Annotated in this window: 18 protein-coding genes and 1 pseudogene; 13 read left to right on the forward strand and 6 right to left on the reverse strand. The window is 66.5% G+C overall.

Annotated elements, in window-relative coordinates; all coding sequences use genetic code 11:
* Positions 1-3: 3 nt before the first annotated feature.
* Positions 4-693: an OmpW family protein gene (locus AB2M62_RS05285; protein ID WP_404338316.1), complete on the reverse strand. Its 690-nt coding sequence runs from the start codon at positions 691-693 to the stop codon at positions 4-6.
* A gap of 128 nt (positions 694-821) precedes the next feature.
* Here AB2M62_RS05285 and hemN point away from each other — a divergent pair, with 128 nt between their 5' ends.
* From hemN to AB2M62_RS05300, 3 genes are all read left to right on the forward strand, one after another.
* Positions 822-2144 (forward strand): oxygen-independent coproporphyrinogen III oxidase, encoded by a 1323-nt coding sequence (hemN, locus tag AB2M62_RS05290; protein ID WP_404338317.1) that lies wholly within the window; start codon positions 822-824, stop codon positions 2142-2144.
* On the forward strand, positions 2141-2857 hold the full coding sequence (locus tag AB2M62_RS05295) for a Crp/Fnr family transcriptional regulator (protein WP_404338318.1): 717 nt from the start codon (positions 2141-2143) through the stop codon (positions 2855-2857). The genes hemN and AB2M62_RS05295 overlap by 4 nt, the downstream gene beginning before the upstream one ends.
* Before the next feature lie 87 nt (positions 2858-2944).
* The gene (locus AB2M62_RS05300; RefSeq protein WP_404338319.1) at positions 2945-3655 is read left to right on the forward strand and encodes a Crp/Fnr family transcriptional regulator; all 711 of its coding nucleotides are present in this window, start codon (positions 2945-2947) and stop codon (positions 3653-3655) included.
* A gap of 3 nt (positions 3656-3658) precedes the next feature.
* Here AB2M62_RS05300 and AB2M62_RS05305 read toward each other — a convergent pair whose 3' ends face one another.
* Entirely contained in the window at positions 3659-4192 is a 534-nt protein-coding gene (locus tag AB2M62_RS05305) for a hypothetical protein (RefSeq protein WP_404338320.1), read from the reverse strand.
* 116 nt (positions 4193-4308) lie between these two features.
* On the opposite strand from AB2M62_RS05305, the gene ubiM reads away from it, so the two are divergent.
* The 10 genes and pseudogenes from ubiM to AB2M62_RS05355 all read left to right on the forward strand — a co-directional run bounded on the left by ubiM (position 4309) and on the right by AB2M62_RS05355 (position 15180).
* Entirely contained in the window at positions 4309-5478 is a 1170-nt protein-coding gene (ubiM, locus tag AB2M62_RS05310; RefSeq protein ID WP_404338321.1) for a 5-demethoxyubiquinol-8 5-hydroxylase UbiM, read from the forward strand.
* The gene (locus AB2M62_RS05315; RefSeq protein WP_404338322.1) at positions 5478-5891 is read left to right on the forward strand and encodes a group II truncated hemoglobin; all 414 of its coding nucleotides are present in this window, start codon (positions 5478-5480) and stop codon (positions 5889-5891) included. Before ubiM ends, AB2M62_RS05315 begins: the two co-directional genes overlap by 1 nt.
* 142 nt (positions 5892-6033) lie before the next feature.
* The gene (locus tag AB2M62_RS05320) at positions 6034-6891 is read left to right on the forward strand and encodes a TorF family putative porin (RefSeq protein WP_404338323.1); all 858 of its coding nucleotides are present in this window, start codon (positions 6034-6036) and stop codon (positions 6889-6891) included.
* A 109-nt stretch (positions 6892-7000) separates the two neighbouring features.
* Positions 7001-7090 (forward strand): K(+)-transporting ATPase subunit F, encoded by a 90-nt coding sequence (gene kdpF, locus AB2M62_RS05325; RefSeq protein ID WP_404338324.1) that lies wholly within the window; start codon positions 7001-7003, stop codon positions 7088-7090.
* Between the two features lie 13 nt (positions 7091-7103).
* Positions 7104-8807 carry a potassium-transporting ATPase subunit KdpA gene (kdpA, locus tag AB2M62_RS05330; RefSeq protein WP_404338325.1) on the forward strand — a complete coding sequence of 568 codons (1704 nt, stop codon included), beginning with the start codon at positions 7104-7106 and terminating at the stop codon, positions 8805-8807.
* Positions 8808-8822: 15 nt separating this feature from the next.
* Positions 8823-10853, forward strand: coding sequence for a potassium-transporting ATPase subunit KdpB (kdpB, locus tag AB2M62_RS05335; RefSeq protein WP_404338326.1), 2031 nt, complete (start codon positions 8823-8825; stop codon positions 10851-10853).
* Positions 10854-10863: 10 nt separating this feature from the next.
* A complete protein-coding gene (kdpC, locus tag AB2M62_RS05340) occupies positions 10864-11448 on the forward strand; it encodes a potassium-transporting ATPase subunit KdpC (protein WP_404338327.1) in 585 nt (194 codons plus the stop codon).
* A 44-nt stretch (positions 11449-11492) separates the two neighbouring features.
* Positions 11493-14122 (forward strand): annotated as a pseudogene (locus AB2M62_RS05345) (DUF4118 domain-containing protein).
* Positions 14119-14823, forward strand: a complete 705-nt coding sequence (locus tag AB2M62_RS05350; protein ID WP_404338328.1) for a response regulator — start codon at positions 14119-14121, stop codon at positions 14821-14823. Before AB2M62_RS05345 ends, AB2M62_RS05350 begins: the two are co-directional and overlap by 4 nt.
* Before the next feature lie 93 nt (positions 14824-14916).
* Positions 14917-15180 (forward strand): hypothetical protein, encoded by a 264-nt coding sequence (locus tag AB2M62_RS05355; protein WP_404338329.1) that lies wholly within the window; start codon positions 14917-14919, stop codon positions 15178-15180.
* A gap of 42 nt (positions 15181-15222) precedes the next feature.
* Here AB2M62_RS05355 and poxB read toward each other — a convergent pair whose 3' ends face one another.
* The 4 genes from poxB to AB2M62_RS05375 all read right to left on the reverse strand — a co-directional run bounded on the left by poxB (position 15223) and on the right by AB2M62_RS05375 (position 21471).
* Positions 15223-16938 (reverse strand): ubiquinone-dependent pyruvate dehydrogenase, encoded by a 1716-nt coding sequence (gene poxB, locus AB2M62_RS05360; protein WP_404338330.1) that lies wholly within the window; start codon positions 16936-16938, stop codon positions 15223-15225.
* A 72-nt stretch (positions 16939-17010) separates the two neighbouring features.
* Positions 17011-18219, reverse strand: a complete 1209-nt coding sequence (locus AB2M62_RS05365; RefSeq protein WP_404338331.1) for an MFS transporter — start codon at positions 18217-18219, stop codon at positions 17011-17013.
* Positions 18216-19223 (reverse strand): 4Fe-4S dicluster domain-containing protein, encoded by a 1008-nt coding sequence (locus tag AB2M62_RS05370; RefSeq protein ID WP_404338332.1) that lies wholly within the window; start codon positions 19221-19223, stop codon positions 18216-18218. The genes AB2M62_RS05365 and AB2M62_RS05370 overlap by 4 nt, the downstream gene beginning before the upstream one ends.
* 10 nt (positions 19224-19233) lie before the next feature.
* A complete protein-coding gene (locus AB2M62_RS05375) occupies positions 19234-21471 on the reverse strand; it encodes a TonB-dependent receptor (protein ID WP_404338333.1) in 2238 nt (745 codons plus the stop codon).
* Positions 21472-21729 lie beyond the last annotated feature (258 nt).

The following is a 21729-nucleotide window of genomic DNA, read 5'->3' on the forward strand; positions in this document are numbered from 1 at the left end:
CGCTCAGAGGCGGATGCCCAAGCCAACGCCGAACACCAGAGGATCAAGCCCGAGATCGAGCTTCTGCGTCCTCGCCGCGCTGGTGTGCAACTGGACGGTGGTATCGATGTCGATATATTTGACGTCGAGATTGAGAAATACCTTGCGGGTCAAATCAATGTCGATGCCTGCCTGCGCTGCCCAGCCGAAGCTGTCGTCCATGTGCACGCGGGTCGGCCCAACGGCTGCTTCCAGCCCGGCCGACGCCTTCTCGTTCCAGAACAGGGTATAGTTGATACCGGCGCCGACATAGGGCCGGATCTTACCTTTGGGTGCAAAGTGATATTGCGCGGTCAGCGTCGGCGGCAGCACCCAGGTCGAGGTCAGCCGACCGATCGATCCCGTCGTTCCGCTTACGCCATCGGCATGGTGCTTGGTGGTCGCGGCGATCAGTTCGAAGCCGATATGGTCGGTCGCCATATAGGTAAGGTCGACTTCCGGCATCACGCTGTTGTCGACGCTCGCCTTCTCGCCAGGAAAGGCTGGCAGGATGCTGCCTGATTTCTCGTTGGGCGCGACCAGGATCGTTCGTGCCCGCAGCAGGACGTCACCGGCCTCCAGGCCCGTGTGCGTCTCGGTCTGCGCGGCGGCGGGCATCGCCGCTCCCAGCGCGAGTGCCGCCAGGCCCAGACCGCTCATCGTCGTCGCTTTCATCACTGCACTCCTTCATTCGGTTCGCAGTCCGGCTAAGCGCGTTCGGGCGGGGCTACATTGATCGCGGCCAAGCGGCGATTTGACGAAGATCAAGGTTGGATGTGGCCCGTGGAGGCACGCAGGCCGGCATGTGGACCTATCATCCCGATCTGCTGGCGCGCGCGGTGCCGCGCTACACCAGCTATCCTACCGCCGCCGAGTTTGGGGACGCGGTCTCTGGCGACGACATGGCGCGCGCGCTCGATCTGGTCGGGCTCGAGGCGCCGATTTCGCTCTATCTGCACATCCCCTATTGCCGTGAGATATGCTGGTATTGCGGTTGCAATACCGGCGCGGCCAATCGCATGACCCGGCTGACCGCGTATCTCGAGCGGCTCCATGAGGAGATCGACCTGGTGGCCGATCGGCTCGGTGGCCGCGGACGGGTCGGGCGGATCGCCTTTGGCGGTGGCAGTCCCAACGCGATCGCGCCGACGGCCTTCGCGAAGCTGGTCGAGCATGTCGTCACGCGCTTCCGCTGTGCGGATTCTGTGCTGTCGGTCGAAATCGATCCGCGCGGCTTCGATTCCGCATGGGCGCGGGTGCTGCGCGATACCGGGACATCGCGGGTAAGTCTGGGCGTGCAGACCTTCGACGCCGAGATCCAGGCGGCGATTGGCCGGGTCCAGCCAGAAAGCGACATACGGCGCACCGTTGCGCTGTTGCGCGAGGCCGGCGTTGATTTGGTCAATTTCGACCTGATGTACGGGCTGCCCGGCCAGGACGAGACGAGCCTGGCGGCAACACTGGGAACGGCGTTGACGATGGCGCCGGATCGCTTCTCAGTGTTTGGTTATGCGCATGTACCTGCGGTTATTCCTCGCCAGAAGCGGATCGATGCGAGCGCCTTGCCCGATGCCGAGGCGCGCTTCGGCCAGGCCGAACTCGCCCATGGCGTGCTGCGCGGCGCAGGCTATCGGGCGATTGGTTTCGACCATTTCGCACTGCCCGGAGACGCGCTCGCGCGTGCAGCGGCGAACGGCAGCCTCCGGCGCAACTTCCAGGGCTTCACCGAGGATCCTGCCGAGACCTTGATAGGCTTGGGCGCCAGCGCGATCAGCGCGTTCCCCGATAGACTGCTCCAGAACGAAAAGAACACTGGACGCTACCATCTCGCGGTCGGCGCGGGCCGCTTTGCCACGGCCCGCGGCTTGCACCGCTCCGGAGAAGATCGCCTGCGCGGACGGGCGATCGAGGCGATCCTCGCCATGGGAGGTGCCGATCTGTCCGGTTTCGCCCACGCGCCAGCCCTGCGCGAGCGACTGCGGCCCTTCGAAGCCCGGCAGCTGGTGTCTTGGCAAGGCGACCGGCTGGTGCTGGCGGAGGCGGCGCGACCCTATGCCCGCGCTATCGCCGCCACGCTCGACGCCTATCGCGGCGCCGGCTCAGCGCAGTTTAGCAACGCGGTATGAGCACGCGCTGGCTCGCGGCGAACGACGGCTGTCCGCCCGGGCGCTGCATCGCCTGTGCGGCGCGGGAGTCCGGGGTCTGCGCGAGCTTCGCCGACGAAGAGCTCGGCGCGCTCCACGCGATTGGCCGCAAGCGTTTGCTCCCGCCTGGGCAGGTGGTGATCTCGGCGGGCGATTCCGCGGCCATCTGCGCAAATCTGGTCGCGGGCGTGCTTAAGGTCGTCCGCGAGGAGGCCGATGGTCGTGCCCAGATCGTCGGCCTGCTGTTTCCCGGCGACATGGTCGGCGAGTTGTTCGTCGAAGAGGCGAACGATACCGTCGTCGCGCTCTCCGCGGTCGAGCTCTGCGTCTATCCGCGGCGCGCGCTCGAAGCCGTGCTGGCGCGCCATCCGGCGGCGGAAAACCTGCTGCTGCGCCGTGCGCTCGCAACGCTCGCCGAAACGCGGCGATGGATGCTGATGCTCGGCCGCCGACACGCGCCCGAGAAGCTCGCTGCCTTCCTGCTCGACATGGATCGCCGGCTGGATCGCGCGGAAGGGGACGAAAGCTACGAACTGCCGATGGGGCGCGCCGCGATCGGCGAAGTGCTGGGGCTTACGATAGAGACGGTCAGCCGGCAAATGACCGCAATGAAGCGCGCGGGACTGATCGCCTTGCCGGGCTTGCGCCGGGTTTGCCTGCTCGATCGTGCGGCACTGGCGCGGATCGCGGGTTGAATGATAAAGGTTGGCGCACCTGCTGGACATGGCCCATTGTCAGGGAAAGAAGGCGACAAGCCGGCCCGTACTCTCTATGGGGGAAATATGGCCCTGAGTGATCTTTGCACTGATTGCGCCGTCCGCGATCGGGCCTTGTGCGGCAGCCTCAGCGATCAGGAACTTGAAGCGCTCAATCGTCTCGGCCAGCGTCGCAAAGTCGCGCGCGGCGAGTCAGTGATCTGGGCAGGCGACGAGAACCTCATATGCGCGAACCTGCTGTCGGGGGTGCTCAAGCTGGTCGCGTCGACTGCGGACGGGCGCGAGCAGATCGTTGGCCTGCTCTATCCCGCGGATTTCGTCGGCCAACCCTTTGGCGAGCACGCCGATTTCACGATTACGGCGCTTACCGATGCGGAGCTTTGCGTCTTTCCGAGAAGGCCCTTCGCGCGGGTACTCGAAAATCATGGCCGCATGGAGCATCTGCTGCTTCAGCGGACGTTGCGCGCGCTGAACGAGGCGCGCGGACGCATGCTCGCACTGGCACGCAAGTCGGCCGAGGAAAAGATCGCCGGCTTTTTGCTCGACATGGCGGCGCGCGCAGGATCGACTGGGTGCAGGGCCTCGCCCGATGGACCGCTCACCTTCGATTTGCCGCTCAGCCGCGGTCAGATTGCCGATGTGCTTGGACTGACGATCGAGACGGTCAGCCGCCAGATGACCAAACTGCGCAGCGCCGGCGTGATCGGGCTTCCGGGCGGGCGGGCGATCACCATCGCTGACCAGGCCGGGCTCGCGCTGCGCGCTGAGGTCGCTTAGGCTTTAGCTCCAGCGCCGAACGATGCTTTCCACGATCAGCGACCGTGCCGCGCTGGTCAGGCGATGCCTCGCAAGCGTCAGGATCGCGAGCAGTTCGATATCCATCGCCGCGCGGCAGCCGTTGAAGAAGCAACGCAGCATATAGCCCAGCGCGTCGGTCGAGGCGACGCAGACCGATGGATCGGCCTGCAGCATCGCGATCAGGTCCTGGGCGTGCAGCGCGTCGTCAGCGCGCCGCCGCCGAGACTGGTCGAGCAGCGCAAGGGTCAGCACATCGCCGGCGTCGCGACCGAACAGCGCGGCGAACGTTGTGTCTCCCTCGGCTTCGCGCGCGACGAGTTCATGCAGCGACGCGCACAGCTGGGAGGCCGATTCCGGCGCCGGCCGGATCGGCAGCGCATCGGCGCAGGCTTCGAGCATGTCGCATAGCCCGGCAAGGTCTTCCTGCTCGGCAATAAGCCGGGCCAGGTCGATCTCGTCGATCATCCACCAGCGCCGCGGCAACACGATATCGGCGGACCTGCGGGATTCGGTCACGGAGGCTCTCCTTTGCCGCAGATGTCTTCGAGGCGGCGCAGGCGCGCATTGACCAGCATCAATTCGCAAGCGCGCCGGGCGTGCCAATCCCGCCGAGACGATTTAGGATCTGCGCGATGAATTATGACGTTGTTGTCGTCGGTGGCGGTCCGGCCGGCCTTGCCTTCGCGCGATCGCTTGCCGCGAGCGGGCTGCGCCTTGCGGTAGTCGAGCGGGAGCCGCGCGATGCCCTCGCCGATCCCCCTTGCGACGGCCGCGAGATTGCGCTCACCCATCGCTCCGTCGCGACGCTGCAGAGGCTCGGCGCCTGGGAGCGGCTCGCCCCGGGCGACATCGCGCCGCTGCGGGCTGCGCGCGTGCTGAATGGCGGCTCGCACTTCGCGCTCGCATTCGATGCGCAAGGGCAGGGCGACGAAAAACTGGGCCACCTCGTTTCCAATCAGGCCATTCGCCGTACGCTGTTTGCCGCGATCCAGGATCAGGCCGGCCTGGATATTCTCTCCGGCACGGGTGTTGCCACTGTGCAGACCACCCGGAAGCGCGCCGAGATCACGCTCGCGGACGGGCGCCTGCTCACCGCGAGGCTGCTCGTCGCCGCGGATTCGCGCTTTTCCGCGGTCCGCGAGCAGCTCGGCATCGAGGCCCGGATCGATCGGCTCGGGCGCTCGATGTTGGTCTGTCGCGTTTCGCACGAGCGCGACCATGGCGGCGTCGCCACCGAATGGTTCGAGCATGGCCACACCATCGCGATGCTGCCGCTGGTCGGCCACCAATCCTCGGCGGTGCTGACGCTGCCGAGCGACGCCGTACGCCGTCTGGCAGATCTCGACGCCGATCTGCTCGGTGTGGAGCTCACGCGGCGCTATGGCGCGCGGCTCGGCGCCATGCGCGTGACCGAGGGGCCACATGTCTATCCCCTAGCGACAAGCTGGGCCGAGCATTTTGCCGCCACGCGCGCCGCACTGATCGGCGATGCCGCAGTCGGCATGCATCCGGTCACGGCCCATGGCTTCAATCTCGGGCTGCAGGGCCAGGCCACGCTTGCCCGGCTGATTGCCGAGGCGGCGGCGCGGGGAGGAAATATAGCCGCTCCGCTGCTTTTGCGGCGTTATGAGGCGGCGCATCGGATGGCCGCGCGCCCGCTGTTCACCGCGACCAATCTGCTCGTTGCGCTCTACACCGATGAACGTCCCGCGGCGCGGGTGGCAAGACACGCGGTGCTGCGACTGGGGGCACAGTTGCCGCAGGTCCGCCATGGCGTCAGCCGATTGCTGATGCAGCATTGATGCCCGAGAGCCCCGTTCCCTCGCTCTTTGACCGCATCGGCGGCGAAGATGGTGTTCGCGCGCTCGTCGATCGCTTCTACGATCTGATGGACGATCATCCCGATTATGCGCAGCTGCGCGCGATGCATGACTCCAACCTGTTCCCGATGCGCGTCTCGCTCACCCAGTTCCTCGCCGCCTGGCTTGGGGGACCACGCACGTGGTTCGACGTGCGACCGGGTGCGTGCATCATGTCGGCGCATCGCGGCATGGGCATCTCTCGCCAGACCGCGGCGCAATGGGTGCACGCCATGAGCCGGGCGATGGCCGAGAGCCGCGTCGATCCCGCGGTGGGTGCGCAGATGCAAGCATCGTTCCTGCGCATGGCGAACGCAATGCTGCTCAACGCGCGCGATCAGGAAGCGCATCGATAGCCGTCGCCTCCCAACCCTACGCAAATACTATGCGAAGCCCGCTTCCTCGCTCTCGATAAGCAACGCGCGGCGATCCTAATAGGCAGCCCTCTGATCCCGGCCCGCAGCGCCTGCGCGGCCGCCTTGTCATGGGGAAGTCAAGATGAAGCGCGTACCGGCCGTTGCGGCCGCACTAACTGTTTTCGTGTCAACAGCGCCGGCCTTTGCGCAGGAGACGCAGCCGGCTGCGGAGGCGCCCGCGATCACTGTCACGGGCTCGGCCACGATCGCGTCGGATTATCGCTTTCGCGGCGTCTCGCAGACCAACAATGAGATGGCGGTACAGGGCGGGATCACCCTGTCGCACGATAGCGGTCTCTATCTCGGCACCTGGGCGTCGAACCTCGCGGGCTGGGGAACCTTCGGCGGCGCGAACATGGAGCTCGATCTGATCGCGGGCTATAAGCGCGCGCTGGGCGATCATGCCGCGATCGATGTCGGCGTGACCTGGTATGTCTATCCCGGCGGCGCCGACAAGACCGATTTCGCCGAGCCCTATGCCAAGCTTTCGGGAAGCGCAGGCCCGGTCTCGCTGCTCGCCGGCGTCGCCTATGCCCCCAAGCAGCAGGCGCTCGGCCGCTGGTACGACAGCGGCGCCGATGCGGCCGCCGGCGTCTACAACCACCCGGGCGCCAAGGACGACAATCTCTATCTGTGGGGCGACGCGGCGGTTGCACTCAAAGGCACGCCGTTCACTGCCAAGGCACATATCGGCCATTCGGACGGCAATCCGGGGCTAGGCCCGAACGCAACCAGCGTCGCGCCCACCGGCCATTATTGGGACTGGTCTGTCGGCGTCGACACCAGCTGGAAGAACCTGACGCTCGGCGTCGCTTATGTCGGCACCGACATCCGCGATCGCGACGCGGCGTATCTGCAGCCCAGCTTCAGCAACGGACAGGACGGCACCGGCGCGATCGCGCGCGGCACCGGGCTGGTCTCGCTGACCGCGGCCTTCTGAGGAAAGGAAATACCCATGCAGGACCTGCTCTGGATAGCCGCAATGGGCGGACTGTTGGCGGCGACGCTGGCCTATGTCCACCTGTGCGACAACGCGTGAGGGGGCGGAGATGACGCTCGACCTCTGGCTGGCAGCCGTCACGGCGCTGGGCCTTTTGCTATACCTGGTGGCGGTGCTGATCCGCCCCGAACGCTTCTGAAGGAGCGGAACCCATGACACTCCAGGGCTGGATCCTGATCCTCGCCTTTATCGGCATTTTGCTGGCGCTCACCAAACCGGTGGGCGCCTGGCTGTTCGCGCTCTACGAGGGCCGCCGTACGCCGCTCCACACGGTGCTCGGGCCCGTCGAGCGCGGCTTCTACAAGCTTGCGGGGATCGATCCGAACGCCGAGCAGAGCTGGCGCCGCTATGCGGTGCATATGCTGATCTTCAATGCGACGCTGATGCTGTTCACCTACGGCGTGCTGCGGTTGCAGGGCGTGCTGCCGGGCAATCCGCAGGGGCTCGCCGGTGTGGGCGACCATCTGTCGTTCAACACCGCGATAAGCTTCACGGCGAACACCAATTGGCAGAGCTATGGCGGGGAATCGACCATGTCGAACCTCAGCCAGATGCTCGGGCTGACGATCCACAACTTCCTCTCGGCGGCGACCGGAATCGCGCTGGCCTTCGCGCTGTTTCGCGGATTCGCCCGGCGGCAGGTGGGGTCGATCGGCAATTTCTGGGCGGACGTGACGCGCATCACGCTCTATTTGCTGCTGCCGCTCTGCGTGGTCCTGACGCTGTTCTACATCGCAAGCGGGGTTCCACAGACTCTGGCGGGCGTCGTCGACGTCACGACGCTGGAAGGCGCGAAACAGTCGCTGCTGCTCGGCCCGGTTGCCTCGCAGGAAGCGATCAAGATGCTCGGCACCAATGGCGGCGGCTTCTTCAACGCCAATTCGGCGCATCCGTTCGAAAACCCGACCGCGCTGACCAATCTGGTGCAGATGCTTTCGATCTTCCTGATCGGCTTCGGCCTCACCTGGACCTTCGGCAAGGCCGTCGGCAACACCCGCCAGGGCTGGGCGATTTTGTCGGCGATGGTGATCCTCTTCGTCGCAGGCGTTACGGTGACCTATTGGCAAGAAGCCGCGGGCAACCCGGTGCTGCACCATCTCGGCGTCGCCGGGGGCAATATGGAGGGCAAGGAAGTCCGCTTCGGCATCGCCGCAAGCGCGCTCTTCTCGGTCATCACCACCGCGGCTTCGTGCGGCGCGGTCAATGCGATGCACGACAGCTTCACCGCGCTGGGCGGGATGATCCCGCTGTTCAACATGCAGCTCGGAGAGGTCGTGATCGGCGGCGTCGGCGCAGGCATTTACGGCTTCCTGCTGTTCGCCATCCTCGCGGTGTTCGTCGCTGGGCTGATGGTGGGGCGGACGCCCGAATATGTCGGCAAGAAGATCGAGGCGCGCGAAGTCAAGCTGGCGGTGCTCGCGATCGCGATCCTGCCGCTGATCATCCTCGGCTTCACCGCGCTGTCGTCAGTGCTCCAGCAGGGGCTCGCCGGGCCGCTCAACAAGGGGCCGCACGGGTTCAGCGAGATCCTCTACGCCTTCACCAGCGCGGTGGGGAACAACGGCTCGGCCTTTGCCGGACTGACCGCGAACACGCCCTATTACAACGCCATGCTGGGCGTCGCGATGTGGCTGGGACGCTTCTTCATCATCGTGCCGATGCTGGCGATCGCCGGCAGCCTCGCGGCGAAGCGGCATACCCCCGAAAGTGCCGGCTCGTTCCCGACGACCGGCGGCCTGTGGGTCGGCCTCCTCGTCGGCATCGTGCTGATCCTGGGTGGCCTTACCTTCCTGCCGAGCCTCGCGCTCGGTCCCATCGCCGATCATCTCGCGATGATCCGCGGCCAACTCTTCTAAGCGAGGACGCCAGACATGGCTCGCGCATCGACAAAGTCGTTGTTCACCGCTGACCTGATCGTTCCGGCGATCGGCGACGCGTTCAAGAAACTCAATCCCCGCGAACTCGTCCGCAATCCGGTGATGTTCACCACCGCGGTCGTGGCGTTGCTGCTGACGATCCTGATCAATGTCGGCGGCGACGGTCTGTCGGTCGGGTTCAAGCTGCAACTGGTCGTCTGGCTGTGGCTTACCGTCTTGTTCGGCACCTTTGCCGAAGCGCTGGCGGAGGGCCGCGGCAAGGCGCAGGCGGCGAGCCTGCGCGCCGCCAAGGCCGAGCTGACCGCGAAGAAGCTCAAGGACGGACGCTCCCAAAACGTGCCCGCCAGCCAGCTGCGGGCCGGCGACATCGTGTTGGTCGAGACGGGCGACCTGATCCCGGCCGACGGCGAAGTAATCGAGGGCGTCGCCTCGGTCAACGAAGCGGCAATCACCGGCGAAAGCGCGCCGGTGATCCGCGAGGCGGGCGGCGACCGTTCGGCAGTGACTGCGGGCACCCGCGTGATCTCCAATTCGATCAAGGTCCGCGTCACCGCCGATCCCGGCCAGGGCTTTCTCGACCGGATGATCGCGCTGGTCGAGGGCGCCGAGCGCCAGAAGACCCCCAACGAGATCGCGCTCACGATCCTGCTCGTCGGGCTGACGATCATCTTCCTGATCGCCGTGGGCACGATCCCGGGCTTCGCCCGCTATGCCGGCGGCAGCATTCCGGTGGCGATCCTCGCCGCGCTGCTGATCACGCTGATCCCGACCACGATCGCGGCATTGCTTTCGGCGATCGGCATTGCGGGTATGGATCGGCTGGTGCAATTCAACGTGCTCGCCAAGTCGGGCCGCGCCGTCGAGGCGGCGGGCGATATCGACGTGCTGCTGCTCGACAAGACCGGCACGATCACGATCGGCGACCGCCAGGCCAGCGAGTTCCGCGCCGTGGCCGGCGCATCGCAGCAGGAACTGGCCGAAGCCGCGCTGCTCGCCAGCCTGGCCGACGAGACGCCCGAGGGCCGATCGATCGTCGTGCTGGCGCGCGACAAGTTCCGCGTTGTCACTGCGGCGTTGCCTGCGGGGGCGGAAGTGGTGCCCTTCACCGCGCAGACGCGCATCTCCGGCGTGAGGATCGGCGGATCGCTGATCCAGAAGGGAGCCGTCGATTCGGTGCTCAAGGCCAATCCGGGGCTCGGCGAAACCGCCGCCGCCACCGAACTGCGCCGCGTCACCGACGAGATCGCCCGCGCCGGCGGCACCCCTCTGGCCGTGGCGCAGGACGGTCGGCTCCTGGGCGCGATCTTCCTCAAGGACGTGGTCAAGGCCGGCATCCGCGAACGCTTCGGCGAATTGCGCGCGATGGGCATCCGCACGGTGATGATCACTGGCGACAACCCGCTCACCGCCGCGGCGATCGCTGCGGAGGCGGGCGTCGACGATTTCCTTGCGCAGGCGACTCCGGAGGACAAGCTCGCGCTGATCCGCAAGGAACAGCAGGGGGGGCGGCTGGTGGCGATGTGCGGCGACGGCACCAACGATGCGCCCGCGCTTGCCCAGGCCGATGTCGGCGTCGCGATGAACACGGGGACGCAGGCCGCGCGCGAGGCGGGCAACATGGTCGATCTCGACAGCGATCCGACCAAGCTCATCGAAGTCGTGGGCCTCGGCAAGCAATTGCTGATGACCCGCGGCGCGCTGACGACCTTTTCGGTCGCCAATGACGTCGCGAAGTATTTCGCGATCATCCCGGCGATGTTCGTTGCGCTCTATCCGGGCTTGGGCATCCTCAACGTAATGGGCTTGGGAACGCCGCAAAGCGCGATCCTGTCGGCGATCATCTTCAACGCGCTGATCATCCCTTTCCTCGTGCCGCTCGCGCTCAAGGGCGTGGCCTACAAGCCGATGGGGGCGGGGCCGCTGCTTGCACGCAACCTCGCAATCTATGGCCTGGGCGGGCTCGTCGCGCCGTTCATCGGCATCAAGATCATCGACCTGGCCGTCAACGGCCTCGGTCTCGCCTGAGGAGGAAACCATGGGCAAAGACTTCATTTCGTCGCTGCGTCCGGCGATCGTGCTGACGATCCTGTTCGCGATCCTGCTCGGGCTGGTATATCCGATGGCGATGACCGGCATCGGACAAACTCTCTTCCCTTCCCAGGCCAATGGCAGCCTGGTCCGCGATGCCGGCGGCCGGGTGATCGGTTCTTCGATTGTCGGCCAGGCGTTCGCTTCCGACCGCTATTTTCAGACTCGGCCGTCCGCGGCGGGCAAGGGGTATGACGGGCTGGCCTCGTCGGGCTCGAACCTCGGGCCGGCGTCGCAGGCGCTGGTCGATCGGGTGAAGTCCGACGTGGCGAAGCGCCGCGCCGAGGGCGTCGCCGGGCCGGTGCCCGCCGACCTCGTCACCGCGAGCGGATCGGGGCTCGATCCCGATCTGTCGCCCGAGGCGGCGCAGGCGCAGGTCGCGCGGGTGGCGCGCGTGCGCGGGCTTGCCGAGGCGCAAGTGCGCGCGCTGGTCGATCGCGCCGTCGAACGTCCGCTGCTCGGTATCCTGGGCGAGCCCCATATCAATGTGCTCGCGCTCAATCGCCAGCTCGATCGGCTCGGCCAACGTTGAGCGATCGCGCCGACAGCGACGGGCGCCCCGCACCCGAAGCCTTTCTGCGCGCGGCGGCGCAGGAGGGCAGGGGGCGCCTGAAGATATTCCTCGGCGCGGCGCCGGGGGTCGGTAAGACCTATGAGATGCTGTCGGAAGGCGCGGCGCGGCGACGTTCGGGAACGGACGTCGTCATTGCCGTTGTCGAAACGCATGGCCGCGCCGAGACCGAAGCGCTCACCCGCGGCTTGGAAATCCTGCCGCGGCGCGCGATCGACTATGAGGGCCGGACGCTCAGCGAAATGGATCTCGACGCGCTGCTCGAACGCCGCCCCGCGCTCGCGCTGGTCGACGAGCTGGCGCACACCAATGCGCCGGGGAGCCGCCATCCCAAGCGCTATCAGGATGTCGAGGAACTGCTCGATGCCGGGATCGACGTCTATTCGACGATCAACATCCAGCATGTCGAGAGCCTCAACGACGTCGTCGCGTCGTTCACCCATGTCCGCGTTCGCGAGACGGTGCCCGACAGCATCCTCGAATCCGCCGAGATCGAAGTCGTCGATATCCCGCCCGACGAGCTGATCGAGCGGCTGAAGGACGGCAAGGTTTATCTGCCGCAGGAGGCGTCGCGCGCGCTCTCGCATTTCTTCTCCAAGTCCAACCTCTCGGCGCTGCGCGAGCTGGCGCTGCGTCGCGCGGCGCAGGCGGTCGATGCGCAGATGCTCGATCATCTTCGCGCCCATGCACTGGGCGGCACCTGGGCCGGCGGCGAGCGGATCCTGGTCGCAGTCAGCGAACTGCCCGGTTCGGAGGAACTCGTCCGCGCCGCCAAGCGCATCGCCGATGCGGCGCATGCCAGCTGGACCGCTGTCCATGTTGAAACGCCGCGCAGCCGCTTGCTGGCCGAGCCCGAGCTTCGCCGCATCGCCGCGACGCTGAACCTGGCTTCGCGGCTCGGCGCCGCGGTGGCGAGCGTGCCGGCGACGACGGTAGTAGAGGGCCTCAAGAGCTTTGCCAGCGATGCGCGGGCGACGCAGCTCGTCGTCGGCAAGTCCGCGCGCTCGCGTTGGTTCGAGCTGCGCCACGGCTCGGTGGTCGATCGCCTTATTCGCGAGACACCCGGTGTCGCAGTGCACGTCCTCCCGTCCCCGAGGAGGCGGTTCCGGCGCGGCGTGTCCGCGCGCCGCTGGGCGGATGGGGAAGCCGCGCCGGCTATGGCTGGGCCAGCCTGATGGTGGCGGGCGTGACGGCCGCAGGATCGGCGCTCCTCCACATCCTGGATCTCGGCAATGTCGCGCTGCTCTATCTGCTGCCGGTGATGGCGGCGGCGAGCCTGTTCGGGCTGCGCACCGGGCTCTATGCCGGCCTGCTGTCGAGCCTGGGCTATAACTATTTCTTCCTGCCGCCCACCCACACGCTGACGGTCAACAATCCAGAGAACATCATCTCGATCTTCGTGCTGCTGGGCGTTGCGGTGGTCACCAGCCAGCTCACCGCGCGAGTGCGCGCGCAGGCGGACCTCGCCACGGCGAGCGCGCGCACCAATGCGGCGCTGGCGGGCTATCTGCGCCAGCTCACTGCGCTTGGCGACCCGATCGAAGTTGCGCGTGCAGCCTGCCGCGAGATTGCCGAGCTGCTCGGCGTCCGCGTCGCGTTGATCGAGCAGACCGCCACCGGCCTGTCGGTCCAGGCGGCGAGCGAGCCCGATACGCGGCTCGAGACGATGGAGCTCGCCGCGGCGCAATGGGCGTGGGACACCGCCCAGCCCGCGGGTCGCGGAACGGGCACACTGACGGCGTCCGACTGGCAATTCCACCCGCTGCGCGCCGGCGAGCGCGTGCTTGCGGTGCTTGGCGTGGCGCATGACGACGGCAGCGATCCGATCCGATCGGATCAGCTCGGGTTGCTGGGCAGCTTGCTCGACCAGACTTCGCTGGCGCTCGAACGGCTGCGGCTCGAGTCCGAGATGCGCGATGTCGACGCCGTGCGCGAACGCGATCGACTGCGCGCCGCGCTGCTCTCCTCGGTTAGCCACGATCTGCGTACGCCGCTGACCTCGGTGCTGGCGGCGGCGGGCGAGCTTCGCCGGCGCAGCGACGATCCGCTGATCGATACGATCGAAAGCGAGGCGATGCGGCTCAACCGCTTCGTCGCCAATCTGCTTGACATGGCGCGCGTCGAGGCGGGGGCGCTGCGGCTCAACCTCGAGCCGGTGGATCTCACCGATGCGGTCGCCGCTGCCGTCCACGACACCAAGCATGCGCTCGAAGACCATGCCATCCAGCTCGACGTGCTGCCCGATCTGCCGCTGGTCCGGCTCGATCCGCAACTCTTCCACCATTGCCTGCTCAACCTGCTCGACAATGCCGGCCGCTATGGCGAGCCCGGCACGCCGGTGCTCGTGCGCGCGCAGCGTCTCCCCGGCGAAATGATCCTGTCGGTGATCGATCAGGGGCCCGGGCTGCCCGTCGGCCGCGAGGCGGAGGTGTTCGAAACCTTCCGCCGGCTGGAGGGCTCCGATCGCTCGGTCAGCGGCACGGGTCTCGGGTTGGCGATCGTCAAGGCGTTCGCCGAGGCGATGGGGATGAGCGTGGAGGCTGCCAATCGCGGCGACCTGCCCGGCGCGCGGTTCAGCATTCACTTTCCCGAGCGCCTGCTGGTGCGCGGGTCGCATCAGGAAATCGAACTATGAATGGCCAGCGCATCCTGGTCGTCGACGACGATCTGCATATCCGGCGGCTGCTCCAGGCAACGCTGGTGCGGGGCGGCTATCAGCCGATCGAGGCGACCACGGCTGCCGAGGCGCTCGCCCAGGCCAAGGCGACGAGTCTCGATGCGATCCTGCTCGATCTCGGCCTGCCCGATCGCGATGGGCTGGAGATTGTCCCCTTGCTGAAGAAACAGAGCCCGGCGCCGATCCTGATCGTCTCGGCGCGCGATGCCACCGATCAAAAGGTCGCCGCGCTCGATCTCGGCGCCGACGATTACGTCACCAAGCCGTTCGACAGCGAGGAAGTGCTCGCCCGCTTGCGTGCGTCGCTCCGCCACAGCCTGGTCGCCCAGGGCGCGTCGCCGATAGTCCGGGCACAGGGCGTCGCAATCGATCTCACCAATCGCGCGATCACCCGCGAGGGCGCCGAGGTGCATGTCACGCGCAAGGAGTTCGAAGTGCTCCGCCAGCTGGCGCTCAGCCCCGGGCGCGTGGTGACGCACCAGCGCATCCTCGAAGCCGCCTGGCCCTATGACCATGACAAGCGGGTGGACTATCTGCGCATCGTCGTGCGCAATCTCCGCCAGAAGCTGGAGCCTGATCCCGCGCGGCCCTCGATCATCGTGAACGAGCTCGGCGTCGGCTATCGGCTGATGCCTGATCCGGAGCGAGTTTCGGCCTGATTGCTATGAAAATGCTATGGTGCGCTGCCGGTCTTTGGCTCGTTTCGCTATGGTTCGAGGGATAGATGGAGTGCCGCAATCACGGAGCGCGGCATGCCCAGTTTTTCCCCATCGCGAACCCGCGACATCGCCCTTCGCCTGTCCGGCTTGGCCCTGCTCGTGCTGGGCGCGCTTGCGCTGAGCAGGCTCGTCCACTGCGTGCATGCAGTTCCTGCCCATGATTGCACGCCCGGCGAGTTCGCATTGGCGGCGCTGGGGCTGGCCTGCCTCAGTCCTGGTGCGCTGTTCACGACGCTGGGCGCGCATATTTTCGATCGCGTCGCGATATCGCAGCGCTGGGCCGCCCGATCCCGTTAGTGCCAGGGCCGGGCGCAGCATCGCAAACCGAGCGGCGCGCACCTACCGCAAATTGGTCCGCGCGAGCTCGACGACTTCGTCGGCGCGGCCGTTGAGAATGGCCTTCATCATGTAGAGGCTGAAACCCTTGACCTGTTCCAGCTTGATCGCCGGCGGCAGCACCAGTTCCTGCGATGCGGTCTTCACGTCGACGAGCGCGGGACCGTCATGCTCGAACGCTGCCCGCAGCGCCGCCTGGAGATCCCCCGCATTCTCGACGCGCACGCCGAAGATTCCCGCGGCGGTGGCAATCGCGGCGAAATCGGGGTTGTCGAATTTGACGTTGCGATCGAGGAAGCCGCCTGCCTTTTGCTCCAGTGCGACGAAGCCCAGTTCGCCATTGTCGACGATGACGATCTTCACCGGCAATTTGAGTTGGCGCAGCGTGAGCAGGTCACCCATCGACATGCTGAATCCGCCATCGCCGGAGAGCGAGATGACCTGTCGGCCGGGTGACGCCGCCTGGGCGCCGATCGCCTGGGCGAGCGCGTTCGCCATCGATCCGTGATTGCCCGAGAACAGCAATCGGCGGCTGCCATTCACGGCTATGTGCCGTGCCGCCCACACAGTCGGCGTGCCGACATCGGCCGTAATGATAGCATCCTCCTGCGCAAGTTCGCTGACCAGATGCGCCAGATATTGCGGATGGATCGGCCGCCCCGGCTGGCTCTCCCGCTCGAGGCCGTTCAGTCCCTCACGGGTCTTGCGATAATGCGCGCGTGCGCTTTCGAGGAAGCGGCGATCGGGCCTGCGTTCCAGACGGTGCAGCAGCGCACCGATCGTCTCACCGACATCTCCGACGACGCCCAGGGCTAGGGGCGCGCGCTTGCCAAGCTGCGAAGGATCGCGATCGACTTGGACGATCCGGGCGTCTTTCGGATAGAAGTTGCGATAGGGGAAATCGGTGCCCAGCATCAGCAGCGTGTCGCAATTTTCCATCGCGTGATAGCCCGACGAAAAGCCGATCAGGCCGGTCATGCCGACGTCGAAGGGATTATCCCATTCGACATGTTCTTTCCCGCGCAGGGCGTGGACGACCGGCGCGCCAAGGCGGTCTGCCAGCGCCACCACGGCGTCGTGCTGGCCGGCACAGCCGCTGCCGCACAGCAGGGTGATGGCGCCGGCATCGTCCAGCAGCTGGACGAGCTGATCGATCTCGCTGTCCGCGGGCACGATGCGCGGCGGCACCAGCGCCGGGAAGTTGGCGGTTGCCCCCGCGGGCGCGTCCAGCAGTGCGACATCGCCCGGAACGACGATCACCGCCACGCCGCGCTTGCCGATGGCTGCTCGCATCGCGCGATGCATCACTTCGGGCATCTGGAGGGGATTGGTTACCAGCTCGACGAAGTGGCTGCATTCGCGGAACAGTTCCTGGGGATGCGTCTCCTGGAAATAGCCCAGGCCGATCTCAGAGGAAGGGATGTGCGCGGCGATGGCCAGCACCGGAACGTGGTTGCGGTGGCAATCGAACAGACCGTTGATCAAGTGGAGATTGCCGGGGCCGCAGCTCCCCGCGCAGACCGCCAGCTCGCCGGTAATCGCTGCTTCAGCGCCCGCGGCGAAGGCTGCCACCTCCTCGTGCCGCGTCATCATCCACGCAATCTCTTCATGGTGCCGGAGCGCCTCGTTGAGACCGTTCAAACTGTCGCCGGTCACGCCCCAGATCCGCTTCACGCCCGCGCTGGACAAGGTAGCCGCGATCAGTTCGGCAATGTTCATTATGGTGGTCCTTTTCCGAGGCGGGGCGTCCTCCTAACGCCGTAAACGCCCGATGGGCACCATCTGAAGGTGTTAGATCGCGCCCGCGGCCCGCGTTGCCGTCGTCCGACGCCGCAACAGCCACCAGATCGTCGCGAAGGAGATCAAAAGCAGTGGCAGCAGCGTGAGGATCGCGTCGCTGGCGACGCCACTGCGCGCGAGCAAAACGCCCGCGAGTACCGGACCGAGCACGGCGCCCAGCCTGCCAATCCCGACGAAAAAGCCTGTGCCGGTACCCCGCACCGCATGCGGGTACAGGTCCGTCACCAGTCCATAGAGCAGAAACTGCCCGCCGCTGAGGAAGAAGCCGAGGCCGAACGCAGCGATGCCCGCTGCGATTTCGGACCGGCCCGCTGCCAGCATCAGCAACGCGCTGCCGATCATCCCCATCCAGGCCGCGCCATAGACAATTCCCGCCTCGAGCCGACGCGCCAGCGCGCCGAAGGCGAAGCCGCTTGCCGCGCCACCGAGCGTCAGCATCATCACGATCCGGCCCGTCGCCGGGCCGGCAAAATCGCGCGCGATCATCAGCGACGGCAGCCAGTTAACCAGTATCGATACCGCGATCGACACGCAGATCGTTGTGACCCACAGCAGCGCGGTCGGAAGCCCGCGCGCGTCGCCGGCCAGGGCGAACCCGATCGTTCGCGGTGTCGAGTTCCCGCGCGTCGCGTCCACCGAAAATGTCGGCAGCAACCGCTGGCACGCGGCGGCCACCAAGATCGGCGCGACCCCGCCCAGCCAGAACATCAGCTTCCACGACATTCCCGGCACCAGGACGGTCATCAGTCCGAGGCACGCGCCGCCAAAGGGCATCGCCGATCCCAGCATCGTCACCCTGGTGGCGGTCTTGCCTGGAGGGCTCGTCTCGTTGACCAGCGCCAGGATGTTGGGAAGCGCGCCGCCAAGCCCGAGCCCTGTGATGAACCGCATGGCGAGCAGCTGCGGCAAACCGCCCGCCAGCGCACTGGCGATGCTGAACACGCCGAGCACGAGCAGCGACAGAACCAGGACCGGCCGGCGCCCGATCCGATCGGCCAACCGGCCGCCGATCAGCGCCCCCAGCAGCAGGCCTATCCCGGCCGCGCCGAATATCCAGCCGATCTGTTGCGGTTGGAGGCCAAGCAGCGGTGCGAAGCGCGGCGCGGCAACCCCGGCCACCATCATGTCGTACCCCTCGCACATCCCGGCCACAAAACAGAGGCCGAAGACCCGTCCGGCGGGCACAGGGCGCGGGCTCAACGCCCCTCTCCACCGGCGTGCTGCGGCGCTTGCGCATCGCGTCGGCGCGCCATCTTCAGCAGCAGATTGTCCGCCACGCCCGGCCTGGCCCAGGGGCAGACCGCGATGCAGATCGCGCATCCCGCATTGTCCGCGAAATAGGGGATGCATTTGTCGAAATCGACATACCATCGCTCGACCCCGCGCACCCATTGCTTGGTATCGGCGATCGCGCTCGGTGGGCACGCATCGATGCAGACCTGGCAATTGGTGCAGAAGCCCTCGGCGCCGAAATCATCGGGGCGGTCGAACGACAGCGGCATGTCGGTGGTGATCCCCGCCAGCCGCAGGTTCGATCCGAAGCTGCGATTGATCAGCGAGCCGTGCTTGCCCAATTCGCCCAGCCCGGCGTCGATCGCGGCCGGGATCAGCAGCAGCGAGGATGCGCGGGGCCCGGGAAAGGGTTTCGCGGTATAGCCCTGGCGCCGGATCCAGTTCGCCAGTGCGTAGCTGGTCCGCGTCCCGCGCGCATATTGCCGGCCGACCTCGGTGATCCCGCGCGCATTCTCCGGGCTGCTGGGCACGTGGCGCAACTCTTCATAGTCGTGCGCGATCCCCAGGACGATGACGTTCGGCTCGTCCACCGAATAGTCCTCGACGATATAATGGTCCTGCAAGGGCGTGACGCCGAACAAATCCGATTCGTGGGTGAGGGCGAAATCCCGCGCCAGCGTGGTCCAGGCTTCGGGCGTCCGCTCGACGCGATCGGGGTTGATCGGTTCGAGTTCCGGATAGGCATTGGCGGCGGCAAAGGCTTCGGTGGCTTCCTGGCTGACCCGGCAGCCGGCGCTTGCGATCGCCTGGAGCGCGCCGAAGGGATGTTGGTCCGCCGGATGCCAGAAGAAGGGCGAGGCGCGCCGCGGCGTCCGCTCGCCCAGCCCGTTGATCGTATTGCCCGACGCGTCCGGCCAGGCGGCCTGGACCTGGGGAGAGGGCGTGTAGGTCCGCGGTTCACGGCGTGCCATCGGATTCTCCTCAGAAGCTGGCCGAAGCGCGCACGCCGAATTGGCGCGGCGGCAGCGGGGCCACGAACACATCGCCACCGATCAGCGGATCGCTGGACGGAAATGCGTAATCGAAGCTGTCGAGCAGATTGTTGACATAGCCGGTCAGGCGCAGGCCGTTGGCCAGGTCGATGCTCGCGCTCAGGTTGATCCGGTCATAGGCCGGCGCAGTGAGTTGGTCGCCGGAGCGCGAGGCGCGGGTGTTGTCCTGGATGAGGATCGAGTCGATGAACTGATATTCGGCGTGCAGATCGAGGGCGTTCGCGCCGCCCAGCGGAAGCCGGTAATCCGCCGCCGCAAACACCGTTGTCTCGGGCACATTCTCGAACGGCGTACCGGAAAAGTCGGTCTTGTCCGCCGGGCTGAACATCCGCACGAAGCTGTCGAACCGCGAGCGCGAGAACGACACCGAGCTCCGCAGCTTGAGTCCGTCGATCGGGCGCACCGACAGCTCCGCCTCGACACCGCTGACATGACTGCCCGCCGCATTTTCGACGACGGTGACCGGCGTCGGTCCGCCGCCCGGATCGGGGATGACGTTTGTTACCTGCTCGTCGTGGATCTCGATGCGATACAGCGCCAAATTGAGGGCGAGCGCTTGATCGTGTGTGCTGGCCTTCAGCCCCAATTCGTAATTCTGGGAAGCTTCGTCGCCATAAGGCGCATTGGCCGCGGCGCTGCCCGAGCGATTGATCCCGCCGGCCTTCCAGCCTTCGGCATAGGTCGCATAGACCATCACGCTCGTTGCAGGCTTGTAGGAGGCCGAGCCCATCCACGAGAAGTTCTCGAACGTATCGCGCGCGTTGCGCGGCACCGGCTGGAACTGGTTGATCGGCGGACCGAACACCTGGCCGCGATCGCCCGTGCCGACGACCCCCTCGTGCGACCAGCGTCCGCCGCCGGTCAGCTCGAGCGCATCGGTGACGTGCCAGCTTGCCTGGCCGAACGCGGCATAGCCGTCGCGATCGTCGACGTGGTTTTCATAGATATACAGTGCGGCGGGCAGGGGGCGGGTGCCCGGCCCGACACGCCGATAGCGGTCGAAAAGCTGGTGCTGGTCGAAATAATAGCCGCCGACCAGCCAGTCGACCGGGCCCGCACTGCCGCTCAGGCGCAGCTCCTGGCTCTTGAACTGCTGCCGAATGTCGATGTCGAGCGTCGCGCCCGCAAAGCTCTGCGGCGTCTGTGATACCGGCGGATAGGCCGGCAGCGTGACCGGGATCTGGACGCTGATCCGGCTGTCCATGTCGGTAAAGATGTCCGAACTCAACTCGCGATAGCCGCTGATCGAGGTCAGCGTGATGCCGCTGCCCAGCTCGGCGGTGACGTTCAGTTGCAGCCCATGGTTCGCCTTGCTGTCCGGTTCGTCCTGATCGACGACGCTCTCGTATCGGTGCGTCGCCAGCCGCACGCCGCGAATGGCCTCATTATAGTTCCGCTTGCTGTAATCGCCGATCAGCATCACTTCGATGGCGTCGGACGGAACCCAGCGCAGCGTGCCGCGCAGCGCCGTCTGTTCGGACCAGTCCTGCATCCCGCCCAGCACGATATTGTGGAGATAGCCGCCGGTGCGGCGATGCTCGACGCTATAGCCAACGTAGAGTCCGTCGGTGATCGGGCCGCTCATCGAGAGATTGCCGCGAAAGGTTCCGAGCTCCGCCGCCTCGAGTTGCGCGCGGCCGCGAAACTCGGGTCCCGGTCGACGGCTGACCAGATTGAGCGCGCCGCCCTGGGTATTGCGGCCGAACAAGGTGCCCTGCGGACCACGCAACACCTCGACGCGCTCCAGATCGAGAAAGGCGGCGTCGAAGCCAAGCTGGGGCAGATACATGCCGTCGAGAAACACGCCGACCGCCGGCTCGAGCCCGGCATTGAAGCCCACGCCGCGCATCGTCAGATAGGCGTAGTCGGCGCTGTTGTTGACGCTGCCCGGCGCGCTGAACAGTCCGGGCACATCGGCGTAGAGACCGTTGACGTCCTGCACGTTGCGCGTGTCGAGGTCGGCGCCGGTCACCGCAGTGATCGCCATGGGAACGTCCTGGAGCGTCTCCGCACGCTTTCGCGCGGTCACCACAATGTCCTCCGGACTGTCCGGCGCGCTGTGCGCAGCGGCTTCAGCCGGCCCCTCGTTCGACTGCGCAAAGGCCGGAGCCGCGATCAAGGCGAGCAGCGACAGTCCGCTAAAAAGCGGGCTCCAATATCCCTTCATTCGGCATCCCCCTCCGCCCGATATGCTCGGGTCGAGGCAAAGGATGCGGAGATTCCGACAACGCTGGCAAGCGCCAATCTTCGCGTCCCATCGCGATTTTGGCGCCGAACCTGCGGTTTGTTGCGACGAGGCAACAAGGTAGTAACGTACCTACATACTCGGCGGGATTTTCCGCTGGCGGAGCAGTCGGTTGACGCCGACGAAGCGCCAAAGGCCGTGGCTAAAATGCGCGTATCGTGCAGCGGCGCATCACGCCGT

It is taken from the genome of Sphingomonas sp. MMS12-HWE2-04 (genome assembly GCF_044881185.1).
Lineage (GTDB): Bacteria > Pseudomonadota > Alphaproteobacteria > Sphingomonadales > Sphingomonadaceae > Sphingomonas.